Source organism: Shewanella sp. 38A_GOM-205m (assembly GCF_000518445.1).
Taxonomy (GTDB): domain Bacteria; phylum Pseudomonadota; class Gammaproteobacteria; order Enterobacterales; family Shewanellaceae; genus Shewanella; species Shewanella algae.
Genome location: NZ_JADP01000021.1, coordinates 1 through 13,611 on the forward strand (window position 1 = coordinate 1; position 13,611 = coordinate 13,611).

The 13,611-nt window shown below is 52.8% G+C and carries 10 protein-coding genes; 1 reads left to right on the forward strand and 9 read right to left on the reverse strand.

What is annotated here, in order from left to right; translation table 11 throughout:
- The 4 genes from N512_RS23055 to pnp form a co-directional block, all read right to left on the reverse strand.
- Positions 1–174, reverse strand: a 174-nt coding sequence (locus N512_RS23055) for a transposase (RefSeq protein ID WP_037475059.1), incomplete at its 3' end; no start/stop codon positions are given.
- A gap of 152 nt (positions 175–326) precedes the next feature.
- Positions 327–1,910, reverse strand: coding sequence for a peptide chain release factor 3 (prfC, locus tag N512_RS0113345; RefSeq protein WP_028780653.1), 1,584 nt, complete (start codon positions 1,908–1,910; stop codon positions 327–329).
- A 99-nt stretch (positions 1,911–2,009) separates the two neighbouring features.
- Positions 2,010–2,909: a lipoprotein NlpI gene (nlpI, locus tag N512_RS0113350; RefSeq protein WP_028780654.1), complete on the reverse strand. Its 900-nt coding sequence runs from the start codon at positions 2,907–2,909 to the stop codon at positions 2,010–2,012.
- Positions 2,910–3,062: 153 nt separating this feature from the next.
- Positions 3,063–5,165: a polyribonucleotide nucleotidyltransferase gene (gene pnp / locus N512_RS0113355; protein ID WP_028780655.1), complete on the reverse strand. Its 2,103-nt coding sequence runs from the start codon at positions 5,163–5,165 to the stop codon at positions 3,063–3,065.
- A gap of 200 nt (positions 5,166–5,365) precedes the next feature.
- Between pnp and N512_RS0113365 the strand changes: the two genes are divergently transcribed.
- Positions 5,366–7,420 (forward strand): EAL domain-containing protein, encoded by a 2,055-nt coding sequence (locus N512_RS0113365; RefSeq protein ID WP_028780656.1) that lies wholly within the window; start codon positions 5,366–5,368, stop codon positions 7,418–7,420.
- A 194-nt stretch (positions 7,421–7,614) separates the two neighbouring features.
- Here the strand turns inward: N512_RS0113365 and rpsO are convergent, their stop codons facing one another.
- The 5 genes from rpsO to nusA all read right to left on the reverse strand — a co-directional run bounded on the left by rpsO (position 7,615) and on the right by nusA (position 13,584).
- On the reverse strand, positions 7,615–7,884 hold the full coding sequence (gene rpsO, locus N512_RS0113370) for a 30S ribosomal protein S15 (RefSeq protein WP_028780657.1): 270 nt from the start codon (positions 7,882–7,884) through the stop codon (positions 7,615–7,617).
- Positions 7,885–7,984: 100 nt separating this feature from the next.
- Positions 7,985–8,932: a tRNA pseudouridine(55) synthase TruB gene (truB, locus tag N512_RS0113375; RefSeq protein ID WP_028780658.1), complete on the reverse strand. Its 948-nt coding sequence runs from the start codon at positions 8,930–8,932 to the stop codon at positions 7,985–7,987.
- Positions 8,932–9,345, reverse strand: a complete 414-nt coding sequence (rbfA, locus tag N512_RS0113380) for a 30S ribosome-binding factor RbfA (protein WP_025009934.1) — start codon at positions 9,343–9,345, stop codon at positions 8,932–8,934. Before rbfA ends, truB begins: the two co-directional genes overlap by 1 nt.
- Positions 9,346–9,402: 57 nt before the next feature.
- Complete coding sequence (infB, locus tag N512_RS0113385) at positions 9,403–12,060, reverse strand: translation initiation factor IF-2 (protein ID WP_025887923.1); 2,658 nt, start codon at positions 12,058–12,060, stop codon at positions 9,403–9,405.
- A 24-nt stretch (positions 12,061–12,084) separates the two neighbouring features.
- Positions 12,085–13,584 carry a transcription termination factor NusA gene (gene nusA / locus N512_RS0113390; RefSeq protein WP_028780659.1) on the reverse strand — a complete coding sequence of 500 codons (1,500 nt, stop codon included), beginning with the start codon at positions 13,582–13,584 and terminating at the stop codon, positions 12,085–12,087.
- Between the last annotated feature and the right edge of the window lie 27 nt (positions 13,585–13,611).

Here is a 13,611-nt window from a genome sequence, read left to right on the forward strand (position 1 = left end):
CTGGACATTTAGCTCTACTATCCGACACTTCTTCATGCCGCTATAGATATAAATACTGCGACAAACCTCCTGCCCAACTCGGCCCTTCAAGATCCTGTGTCTATACTTTGGTGTCCATACAATGTGATACTGACAGCGATAGAAGACGTGCGATGCACTTTCATATCGGCTCATACTGCTTACTCCTTGATTTGCTGGTAACAAACCGAGTCAGTATGCAGTATGGGCACTCTTCGGGCTGAGCCCCGACTTGACGATCACCACCTCCATAGGAGGTGGTTTTGGGGTGACAATAAAAAAGGTGGAGCAAGCTCCACCTTTATGATTTAGTGTTCCCGGGTCTTGGCAAACTCAATGTCCGGATAGCGCTCCATGGACAAATTGAGGTTAACCATGGTCGGGGCAATATAAGTCAGGTTGTCGCCACCATCCAGCGCCAGGTTGGTGGAGCACTTGCGTCTGAACTCCTCCAACTTGCGGGCATCGTCACAGTAGACCCAACGCGCGGTTGCCACGTTGATGGCCTCATAGATGGCTTCCACGTTATATTCCGACTTGAGTCTGGCTACTACCACCTCAAACTGCAGCACCCCAACAGCGCCAACGATAAGGTCATTGGTGTCCAGAGGGCGGAAAACCTGCACGGCCCCCTCTTCCGAGAGCTGCACCAGGCCTTTAAGCAACTGTTTCTGCTTCAATGGATCTTTAAGGCGAATACGGCGGAACATCTCCGGCGCAAAGTTGGGGATCCCGGAGAACTTCAACTCTTCACCTTGGGTAAAGGTATCACCTATCTGAATGGTGCCATGGTTGTGCAGGCCTATGATATCACCGGCATAGGCTTCGGCGGCGCGCTCACGGTCACCGGCCATAAAGGTTACCGCATCGGAAATACTGACGGTTTTCCCTATACGGACATGCTTCATCTTCATGCCTTGGGTGTATTTGCCGGAAACGATACGCATAAAGGCGATACGGTCTCTGTGCTTGGGATCCATGTTCGCCTGGATCTTGAAAACGAAACCGGAAAACTTGTCTTCACCGGCTTCGACCAAACGCTCAGTGGTCTGTCTTGGCATTGGCTTGGGGGCCCAGGCGGTCAGGCCATCCAGCATATGGTCAACCCCGAAGTTACCCAGGGCGGTGCCGAAGAACACAGGTGTCAGCTCACCACTTAAGAACAGCTCGAGAGCAAATTCATTGGAGGCGCCGGTTACCAACTCCATCTCTTCACGCAGCTGCGCTGCCAGATCGCTGCCAACAGCTTGGTCCAACTCAGGGTTATCCAATCCTTTGAGTATCTTCACTTCCTGAATGGTGTGACCGTGACCGGTTTGATACAGGATGGTTTCATCGCGGTGGATATGGTAAACGCCTTTGAAAGACTTACCACAGCCTATAGGCCAGCTGACCGGAGCACAGAGAATATCGAGCTCGTTTTCCACTTCATCGAGCAATTCCATCGGATCGCGGATATCCCGGTCGAGCTTGTTCATGAAGGTGACGATAGGGGTATCACGCAGCCGCGTCACTTCCATCAGCTTACGGGTTCTATCCTCAACCCCTTTGGCAGCATCAATAACCATAAGGCAGGAGTCCACCGCTGTCAGGGTACGGTAGGTATCCTCAGAGAAGTCTTCGTGGCCTGGGGTATCCAGCAGGTTAACCAGGCAGTCGTTGTAGGGGAACTGCATCACAGAAGTCGTGACCGAGATCCCCCGCTCCTTTTCCATCTCCATCCAGTCAGATTTTGCATGCTGAGACGAGCCACGACCTTTCACTGTACCGGCAGATTGAATGGCGCGGCCATGGAGCAAGACTTTCTCTGTAATGGTGGTTTTACCCGCATCCGGGTGAGAAATGATGGCGAAGGTGCGGCGCTTGTCCACTTCGACTTTAATACCTGACATGTTCTTCCGTACACTTATGACGCTTGAAAAAGGCGCAAATTATAGCGCCTCACTCAGGCCTTGGCTAGGCAAGGCCTTTGATTGTCAGATAAAGGCAGATCAGTTAGCTGTCTGTTGTACAGGTTGCGGCGTTTGCTCCAGCAATGCCAGTTCCATTCTGGCATATCTGTGCTCGACAAAATCATAGATATTGGTAGCCAGCGCCAGGCGCAGATAATCGGCGGCCTTATCCTTATGGCCTTGCTCGGTCGCCACCTTGGCCAAATAGAAATAGGCTTCACACAAGCGCTCGGCATATTCTTTGGGGTGAGTCAGGCCACTCTTGGCCATGGCAAACACTTGGGACTCGTCAACCGCGCCCAGATAATAGTCGACCAGCACAGTCGCCCAGGCATTGTCATCCAGACGGGTGCGGTTGAACTGCAGCCTTGCCAGTGCTTCCTGGGGAGAGAGCTCATATTCGGTCAGATATAGCCACAGCGCCCGGTAACCATCGCTTTCATCCTTGAGGTAAAAGCTTTCCATGTCTTTGGCCGCAAGCTCTTTGCGATCGCCATAGTAAAGGGCAATTCCGCGATTGAGAAAGGCATAATCATATTCAGGCGATAATTCAAGAACCGCATCAAACGCCTCGTAGGCACTTTCAAACTCACCTTCCTGGGTGTAATAGATACCGAGGAAGTTATAGGCATCGGCCAAATCCGGTTGCAATTTCAGCGCCTGATGGAAATCGATACGTCCGAGGATCCTCAAGCCCACGCTGTCGTATATAACGCCGCGATCATAATGAAAACGGGCGCGTTGCTCTGTGGTCAGCTCTGCTCTGGCCAGGATTTCGTTGAGTTTTGCCAGAGTAACTTCCAACTTATAGTCCGGCAAGACAGGGGCGACCAACAATTCACTGTTGGCTTCAGACGCCGGCAGGGAAGCGCATCCCGAAGTCAACAAACTGGCTCCGGCCAGTACAGAAAACACAGCGGCGCGCAGATTAAAACTCATCCAATCCTTCCTTTGTCATATCCCAATGCAGGCTCAATCATAGCAATACAGCAGTGCCTACGCTATCAAGCCGCAGTGGCAAATCCAAGATAATTTAAGTGGTGGCAATAAAAAAGGAGACCCCAAGGTCTCCTTTTCTCATGCTATGAAAGCTTACTCGGCTGCTTCTGGAGCGGCTTGTTGTGCTTCCTTGATAGACAGACGCACACGGCCCTGACGATCCACTTCCATTACCTTAACGGTAACTTCCTGGTTCAGTTGCAGGTAGTCGGATACGTTGGCCACACGCTCTTCAGCGATTTGAGAGATGTGTACCAGGCCATCTTTACCAGGCAATATGTTAACGAAGGCACCGAAGTCAACGATGCGGATAACTTTACCCTTGTAGATGCGACCCACTTCCACTTCAGAGGTGATCTCTTCGATACGGCGGATAGCTTCCTTGGTGGCATCGGCATTGTTTGAAGCAATCTTCACAGTGCCGTCGTCTTCCAACTCGATAGTGGTACCTGTCTCTTCGGTCAGTGCACGGATAGTTGCACCGCCCTTACCTATCACTTCACGGATCTTCTCAGGGTTGATCTTGATGGTAGTGATACGTGGAGCATGGTCAGAGATATCGTCACGGGCAGAGCCAATGGCCTGATCCATTACATTGAGGATATGCACACGGGCACCATAGGCTTGCTGCAGCGCAATTTCCATGATCTCCTTAGTGATACCTTCAATCTTGATATCCATCTGCAGTGCAGTTACACCATCACGGGTACCGGCCACTTTAAAGTCCATATCACCCAGGTGATCTTCATCGCCCAGAATGTCAGACAGTACGACGAAGTCATCACCTTCTTTCACCAGACCCATGGCGATACCGGCAACAGAAGTCTTGATAGGTACACCGGCATCCATCAGCGCCAGAGAAGTACCACATACAGACGCCATAGAGCTGGAGCCGTTGGATTCAGTGATTTCAGATACTACGCGCACGCTGTATGGGAATTCTTCGGCAGAAGGCATTACTGCGTTGATACCACGCCATGCCAGCTTACCGTGACCGATTTCACGACGCTTGGGTGAACCCACCATGCCGGTTTCACCGACAGAGTATGGAGGGAAGTTATAGTGCAGCATGAAGCGGTTGGTACGCTCGCCCATGATGGAGTCAATCTTCTGCGCATCACGCTCGGTACCCAGAGTACAAGTCACCAAAGCCTGAGTTTCACCACGGGTAAACAGGGCGCTACCGTGAGTACGTGGCAGCACGCCGGCCATCACAGACAGGGCACGCACCATATCAGGCTCACGACCGTCGATACGAGGCATACCTTTGATGATGCGGCTACGAACCACTTTCTTCTCCAGGCTACCCAGCAGGCCGTCCAGCTCACGCTGATCCAGCTCAGGGTTTTCCTCGAGCAGCTTTTCGATAGCGGCTTTCTTGACTTCAACTACCGCATCGCGACGCTCATGCTTGGCGATGATCTGGTAAGCGGCGGTAAGACCTTCTTCGGCCAGCGCCTTAACCTTGGCAACCAGCTCTTCGTTGGCAACAGGAGCTGTCCAGTCCCAAGCAGGCTTACCGGCTTCGACCTTGAGTTCATTGATGGCATTAACCACCACCTGCTGCTGTTCGTGACCGTATACCACGGCGCCCAGCATCACTTCTTCAGGCAGGGCCTTGGCTTCAGATTCCACCATGAGCACGGCGCTCTGAGTACCGGCAACAACCAGATCCAGCTGGCTGTTTTCACGCAATTCTGCACCAGGATTCAGCACGTACTCGCCATTGATGTAACCGACACGTGCCGCCCCCAGAGGACCATTGAATGGAATACCGGAAATAGCCAAAGCAGCAGAGGTACCTATCATGGCCACAATGTCTGGCTCGATCTGTGGATCAACAGAAACCACAGTGATGATCACTTGGACTTCGTTAGTGAAGCCGTCAGGGAACAGTGGACGGATAGGACGGTCAATCAGGCGGGCGATCAGTGTTTCATCTTCAGATGGTCGACCTTCACGCTTGAAGAAACCACCAGGGATCTTACCGGCTGCGTAAGTCTTTTCCTGATAGTTAACAGTCAGCGGGAAGAAGTCACGGCTTGGGTCTGCTTCTTTCTTGCCAACCACAGTCACCAGAACTGTAGTATCGCCCATGCTGGCCAGAACGGCTGCATCGGCTTGGCGTGCAATAACCCCTGTTTCCAGAGTGACTGTGTGTTGACCATACTCAAAACTTTTTACAATAGGATTCACTTGACCCATTCCTTAATTTAATAACCTTGAATTTCGCGCGTAAGTATACTGCAAACATCTTGAATAGATAAAGAGTGCCAGATGATGACAAAGGCGCTTCTTTTTTCTAAAGTGGACTATATCAACCACAAGTTGCTGCATTGCTACCAATTTGGACTAGCCTTGAATATAGAATTCGACTACAAAGCAGGAAGAGGCAGATGAATACTGCCAGGTTCAAATCACTCACCTGGAAGCAGACCAATCTGGTGGTTTTCACTGCGCTATTCTTTGCCGTTGCCATTTTTATCATCGAAATTTTGATAGTGGTGACTACAGAAAGGCAGTCCTTGATCAGCAGCCAGCAGGAGCTGCTCGATTCTGTGGAGCAGCCTGCCGCCAATGCTGTCTGGGCGCTGGATGATAATCTGGCCCGGCAAACCCTTGAAGGGGTGATGAAGGTAGACCATGTCGGTTCGGCCAAGATCACTCTGGACGACAACTCTCTATTCGTGAATCTCGGCAGCAGCCGCCCGGAGCCCTCAGATACTTTCGGGGATATCAGTCTCAAACTGTTTGGCGATCTCAAGCAGATATCAAGGCCACTGCAACGGCCCTTTTATTTTGAAGGTGCGCAAAAAGAGCAACTGATAGGCACGCTCACTATCAATTATGATACCCGAGAGCTGACCCAAAGCCTTATCAGCCAGTTGCAGTTCAGTTTTGCCGCCACCCTGGCCAGGGCATTGTTTCTGACTCTGGTGCTGTCCATAGTGTTTCACCGTTTTCTGACTCAGCCTATCGCCCGTATCAGCGAGGCGATAGACAAAATTGACCCGGAATCACCGGATGAAAACATGCTGCCGGTATCGGCCAACCACAAAGATGATGAGTTGGGGCTGGTTACCTCCAAGTTCAACCAGATCCTCAAACAGTTCAGCCAGACCCAAAGCAAGCTGCGTAAAATGGCGACCCGGGATCCACTCACCGGCCTGCCCAACCGTACCTTGCTACTTGAAACCATAGCCGTCACCATTCAACGCGCCAGGGTACACAGACGTAACTTCAGCCTACTGTTTATCGACCTCGATAGGTTCAAAAACGTCAACGATTCCCTGGGTCATGCGGTGGGTGATCAGTTTCTGGCAAGAATCGCCCGCATTTTGGAGCGGGTGGTCGGTGACAAGGGCACAGTGGCCCGTCTAGGCGGCGATGAGTTTGTGATCCTGGCCGATGAAATCCAATCACCGACCCAGGCCGCCGACTTTGTCGACAAGTTGCTGGTCCAGCTCAATACTCCGGTGCAGCTCAACGAACATGCCATTCACCCGGCCGCTTCCATAGGTATCTCCATCTACCCCGAAGATGGTCTGAGCGCCGAAGATCTTATTCGTCATGCCGATATCGCCATGTACAGTGCCAAGGCCGCCGGTTCCAACCAATGGGCTTTCTTCAAGCAACAGATGACAGAGCGAGCGGCGGTGAGACTGCGCACCGAAGCCTCCCTGCACGATGCCATCCGTAACAACGAATTCCTGTTGCACTTTCAGCCTAAGGTCAATATAGAGACCGGCGAGTTGATGGGATGTGAGGCGCTGATCCGCTGGCAAAAAGACGGCCGTCTGATAAGCCCCATGTCGTTTATTCCCGTGGCGGAAGAAACCGGGATCATCATCCCTATCGGCCGCTGGGTCATAGAGCAAAGCTGCCGGGTGCTGCGCCGCTGGCAAAAACGCTATAACTTCAGCACTCCTATCGCCGTCAATGTAGCCTCACAGCAGTTTGCTGACGCCAGCCTGGTACCGGATATCAAACAGATGGCGCTGCGCTATCAGATAAAGCCCGAATTGCTGGAAGTGGAGATCACCGAGACCTCGCTGATGAATGATATTGAGTTGGCAATCAGCAAGCTGGAGCAACTTAAATCCGCAGGGTTCGGTATTGCCGTCGATGACTTCGGTACAGGTTACTCATCCCTTTCCTATCTGAGACACTTGCCAATCACCACCATGAAGATTGACCGCTGTTTCGTGACCGACCTGCCCCAAGAGAGCGCAATAGCTTCCACTATTTTGATGTTGGGACGGCAACTGGATCTGAAAATTGTCGCCGAAGGCATAGAGAACGAGCAGCAACTTGAGTGGCTGAAGCAAAATCACTGCGCCATAGGTCAAGGCTTCTATTTCAGTCAGCCGCTGTCACTGGAAGAGTTTGAGGCCAAGTACATCATCCCGAATAACGCCAGGATCCTGGAGCTGGATGGCCAACTAAGCTGAGCTTGAGCCGATAAGCTTCGCTGCATTCACTCACTCTGAAAAGCCCGTGCTCAAAGAGAATGCCTGGGCAGAATTTTTAAAGACAGGTTAGGATGAAAGCGCACAGAAAAGGGCATGATTTCAATAAGCTTGCCCCAAATTGCAGATACAAAAAAGGAGGCCTGGGCCTCCTCTTCTTTTGGTACAGTTCGCGATTAGCGACGCAGACCCAGCTTCTGGATCAGAGCGGTATAACGAGCAACCTCGGTACGCTTCAGGTAAGCCAGCAGCTTACGACGAGAGCTAACCATACGCAGCAGACCACGACGTGAGTGGTGATCGTGAGTGTGCTCTTTGAAGTGGTCTTGCAGGTGGTTGATCTGAGCAGTCAACAGTGCAACCTGAACTTCAGTAGAACCAGTGTCGTTTTCGCCACGGCCGAATTCAGCCAGGATTTTCGCTTTCGCTTCAGTACTTAGTGACATGTGTCTCTCCAAAATAGTCTTGATAGTTTCCCCAGCCGATCACTAACTCAGCCAAGGGCGCGACATAATAACCTCAAGGGCCGTAGATCGCAAGTCAAGCTCAGCTTTTTGCCTCAGGCAACACCACCAAACGCTTGGGAGCCAACAAACCATCGTCATTCATCATACCAACACCGATAAAGCGCTTGCTGTCACCCAAGGTGATCCGCACCAGAGTATCGGCTTCCAACTTGGCGACCCGCACCGGGTTACCATTAAGCAAATATCCGGCCATGGCATCGGGAACATTGCACTCGGGAAGGTCGGCAACCGCAGTGTCCATGGGAAGCAGCAAAGGGTCCAACAGCTCGGAAGGCACCCGCTCTTCGGTCATGGCCTGTTCCAGCAAGGCTTCAAGCTGTGCCAGACTAACCATGCGCTCATAGGGATAACCCGCCACCTGAGTGCGGCGCAGCATGATCACATGTGCGCCGCAGCCAAGCATTTCGCCCAAGTCATCTACGATAGTGCGAATGTACGTGCCCTTGGAGCAGTGAATATCCAGCGTCAGCTCGTCATTCTCCAAAGAGATGAACTTGAGCTCGTAGACATGAATAGGCCTGGCTTCGCGGGGCACTTCTTTGCCTTCCCGGGCGTACTTGTACAAGGGTTGGCCCTGATACTTGAGCGCCGAGTACATGGAAGGCACCTGCATGCTATCGCCGCGAAAATGCTCCAGTGCCTCTTCCAGTTGAGTCATGGAAAACTCAACCGGCCGGGTTTGTACCACTTCACCGTCAGAATCGCTGGTATCAGTGCGCTCTCCAAGCTTGGCTGTCACCAGATAGCGTTTATCGGCATCCAACAGGTGCTGGGAAAACTTGGTGGCTTCGCCAAGACAGATGGGCAGCATACCTGTCGCCAGAGGATCCAACGCGCCGGTATGGCCGGCCTTGGCGGCGTTGTAGATCCGCTTTACCCTTTGCAGGGCAAAGTTGGAACTCATGCCAGTGTCTTTATCCAACAGGACGATACCATCGACCAAACGGCCTTTGGGACGACGCGCCATCAGTTGTTTTCCTCATCCTTGTCTTGAGACTCGGTGCCAAAGGTCTGCTGTTTGGCCTTGTCCTGATTGATGACCTCGGTCACCAGGTTGGACATTCTCATCCCCTCGACCAGAGACTTGTCATAGACAAATCTCAGCTCAGGCATCACCCTGAGTTTCATTCTGCCGGCAACCAAGGTGCGGGCATAAGGCGCTGCCTTGTTGAGTGCAGCCAGCTTTTCGTCGACCTTGACAGGGTCTTCTTCAAAGAAGGTGACAAACACCTTTGCATAACTCAGATCCCGTGAGACTTCCACGTCATTGACAGTGACCATGCCTACACGAGGATCTTTCATATCACGCTGCAGTACCTGCGCCAGCTCCTGTTGCAGTTGCTGTGCGATACGCCGGGTACGACTAAATTCTTTTGCCATAGTATTCTTCCCCAAAATCAACAAGGGCGGCCTCAGCCGCCCTTTTCGATGTTGTCGTTACAGGGTACGGGCAACCTCGACGGTTTCGAACACCTCAATCTGGTCGCCTACGCGAACATCATTGTAGTTCTTCACGCCGATACCACATTCCATGCCATTGCGAACTTCGCTAACGTCATCTTTAAAGCGACGCAGAGACTCAAGCTCACCTTCATAGATAACCACGTTCTCACGCAGAACCCGGATAGGTGCACTGCGCTTAACGATACCTTCGGTCACCATACAACCGGCGATTGCACCCAGTTTAGGCGACTTGAACACATCGCGCACTTCAGCCAGACCAATGATCTCCTGCTTGAATTCAGGAGAAAGCATACCGCTCATGGCCGACTTGACTTCGTCGATGAGGTCATAGATTACGCTGTAGTAGCGCAAATCCACACTCTCACTTTCGATGGTCTTACGGGCCTGAGCGTCAGCACGGACGTTGAAGCCCACCATGATGGCGTTGGACGCCGCTGCCAGAGTCGCATCTGTCTCGGTCAGTGCACCTACGCCACTGGCTATGATGTTCACTTTCACTTCTTCGGTAGACAGACGGGTCAGCGAGTCGACGATGGCTTCCAAAGAACCCTGTACGTCGGACTTGAGCACGATATTCAGCTCTTTCACTTCGCCTTCGGTCATGTTGGCAAACATGTTTTCCAGCTTGGACTTCTGCTGACGCGCCAGCTTGATGTCGCGGAACTTACCCTGACGATACAGGGCGACTTCACGGGCCTTACGCTCGTCACGAACAACAGTCGCTTCGTCACCGGCAGAAGGCACCCCGGACAGACCCAGGATCTCAACCGGAATCGACGGACCGGCTTCAGTGATGCTCTTACCGTTTTCATCCTTCATGGCACGGATCTTACCGTACTCCAGACCACACAGAACGATATCGCCCTGACGCAGAGTACCTTCCTGAACCAGGACGGTAGCAACAGGACCACGGCCCTTATCCAGCTGAGACTCAACAACCACACCGGCGGCCATGCCGTCACGTACGGCTTTGAGCTCGAGGATCTCGGCTTGCAGCAAGATACCTTCCAGCAGCTCGTCCACGCCCATACCTGTCTTGGCAGATACGAACACAAACATGTTGTCACCGCCCCACTCTTCCGACATCACGCCGTGCTGGGACAGTTCGCTCTTGACGCGGTCGATATCGGCTTCGGGCTTATCCATCTTGTTCACTGCCACGATCAGCGGTACACCACCGGCCTTGGCATGCTGGATAGCTTCAATGGTCTGAGGCATTACGCCGTCATCGGCAGCCACAACCAGAACCACGATATCAGTGGCCTTGGCACCACGGGCACGCATAGCGGTAAACGCGGCGTGGCCTGGAGTATCCAGGAAGGTGATCATGCCGTTGTCGGTTTCTACATGGTAGGCACCTATATGCTGGGTAATACCACCGGCCTCACCGGCCGCAACCTTGGTGCGACGGATATAGTCAAGCAGCGAGGTCTTACCGTGGTCAACGTGACCCATGATGGTCACAACCGGCGCACGTGGCTCCAGTTTAACATCTTCACCGTCACGGTCGGCCAGAACTTGATGCTCCAGCTCGTTTTCACGGATAAGCACAACCTTATGGCCCATCTCCTCGGCAACCAGTTGGGCAGTTTCCTGATCCAGTACCTGGTTGATGGTCACCATAGAGCCCATCTTCATCATGGTCTTGATGATTTCAGTGGCTTTGATGGCCATCTTCTGGGCCAGCTCGGCCACAGTAATGGTTTCACCTATGCGTACATCGCGGTTTACCGCGGCAACCGGCTTGTTGAAGCCATGGTTCATGGATTGAGGCGCACGGTTACGGATATTGCGCTCGCGACCGTCACGGGAGTCCTTGGTACGTTTCTTACCGGCACTCTTGTGACGTGAACGACGACCACGCTTCTCCTCATCCATATCGCTGGTATCTTCGGCGGCGCGGGCCACTTTAGAGGTAGTGATATGGTGATCACTGCGCTTCTCGGCTTCAAGACGCTGACGCTCTTCTTCGGCCCAGCGCTTTTCATTCTCTTCAGCCAGGCGACGGGCTTCGGCTGCCGCACGGGCGGCTTCTTCATCGGCCTTGCGCTTAACAGCTTCAGCCTGAGCCGCTTTCAAACGCTCAGCTTCAACACGGGCAGCTTCCTGCTCGGCGCTGGTCTTGGGATCGGCCTTAACCTCTTCCTTGGCTTTGCCGGCATCCTGAGCCGCTTTAGCCTTGGCTTTGGCTTCGGCTTCCGCCTTGGCTTTCGCTTCGGCTTCTACCTTGGCCTTGGCTTCAGCTTCGGCCTTGGCTTTCGCTTCGGCTTCTGCCTGAGCTTTGGCTTCGGCTTCTGCACGGGCCTGCTCTTCCGCCTGACGGGCCAATTCGGCCGGGTCACGCTTCACAAAGGTGCGCTTCTTGCGAACTTCGACTTTGACGTCTTTGGACTGGCCGCCGCTGCCGGCGACACTCAGAGTCGATACGGTTTTACGCTGTAATGTCATCTTGGTGGGCGCACTGTCCGCACCATGTTGCTTTTTCAGGTAGTCCAGCAGTTGCTGTTTCTCGGCCTCGGTGACGCTGTCATTCTTGCCTTTCTTGATACCGGCCTTGGAAAACTGCTCGATCAATCGCTCTACGCTTTTTCCCACTTCAGTGGACAGTTTCTCTACTGTTGTCTCTGCCATCAGTTAAATCCCCCTGTTGATCGACTATGCTTCTTCGCCAAACCAACAGATGTTGCGGGCTGCCATGATGAGCTCACCTGCTTTTTCTTCTGTCAATTCTTCAATTTCGATCAAATCGTCAATGCCTTGCTCGGCTAAATCTTCCAGAGTTATCACACCCATGCTTGCCAGAACGTAGGCCAGGTGGCGCTCCATTCCAGGCATGGACAACAACTCTTCACTCGGTTCGGCACCATCCAGTGCTTCTTCGGATGCCAGTGCACGGGTAGACAAGGCAGCCTTGGCGCGCTCACGCAATGCGGCAACTATGTCTTCATCAAATCCTTCGATGGCCAACAGCTCGGAAACAGGAACATAAGCCACCTCTTCCAGAGAGGTGAATCCTTCGTCGGCCAGCACCTGGGCGAAATCTTCGTCCACATCCAACGCACCCATGAACAGCTCCATCACTTTGGCGCTTTCAGCCTGATGTTTCTTGTTCATGTCTTCCACTGTCATCACGTTCAGTACCCAGCCGGTCAGCTGTGTAGCCAAACGAACGTTTTGACCATTGCGGCCGATAGCTTGTGCCAGACTATCGGCTTCGACGGCGATATCCATTGAGTGGTTATCTTCGTCAACAATAATTGAGGCCACATCGGCCGGTGCCATGGCGTTGATAACAAATTGTGCCGGGTTATCGTCCCAAAGCACTATGTCAACACGCTCACCACCGAGCTCATTGGATACGGCCTGTACCCGGGCTCCACGCATACCTACGCAGGCACCGATAGGGTCGATACGACGATCGTTTGATTTCACGGCGATCTTGGCCCGTGAACCTGGGTCACGGGCGGCGCCCATCACTTCGATCATCTCATCGGCAATTTCCGGTACTTCAACACGGAACAGTTCGATCAGCATCTCTGGCTTGGTGCGAGTCAGGAACAACTGAGCACCACGGGCCTCGGGACGCACTGCATACAACAGAGAACGTACACGGTCACCCGGACGGAAAGTCTCACGGGAGATCAGATCTTCTTTGAACAGCACGCCATCTGCGTTGTTGCCGAGATCAACCACTACGCTGTCGCGGTTGCTCTTTTTGACCACACCGGTAACCAAATCACCTTCTTTGTCGATAAACTGCTCGACGATTTGGGCACGCTCGGCTTCACGGACTTTCTGTACTATCACCTGCTTGGCGGTTTGAGTGGTGATACGGTCAAATTGTACCGAATCAATTTCATCCTCAATGAACTCACCAGGCTGGATCTCAGGGTTCTCATAACGAGCCGCTTCCAGAGTGATTTCACGGTAAGGGTTTTCCAACGCTTCACCGTTATCATCAACCACCAACCAGCGGCGAAAAGTCTCGTAGTCGCCGGTTTTGCGATCTATGGCAACACGAACATCGATATCGCCTTCATACTTTTTCTTGGTTGCGGTAGCCAGCGCAATTTCGAGCGCCTCGAAAATCTTTTCGCGCGGTACAGCCTTTTCGTTGGAAACCGCTTCAGCGACCAGCAAAATATCTTTATTCATCGTCTTGCCTCGTTCACCTTGAAACCA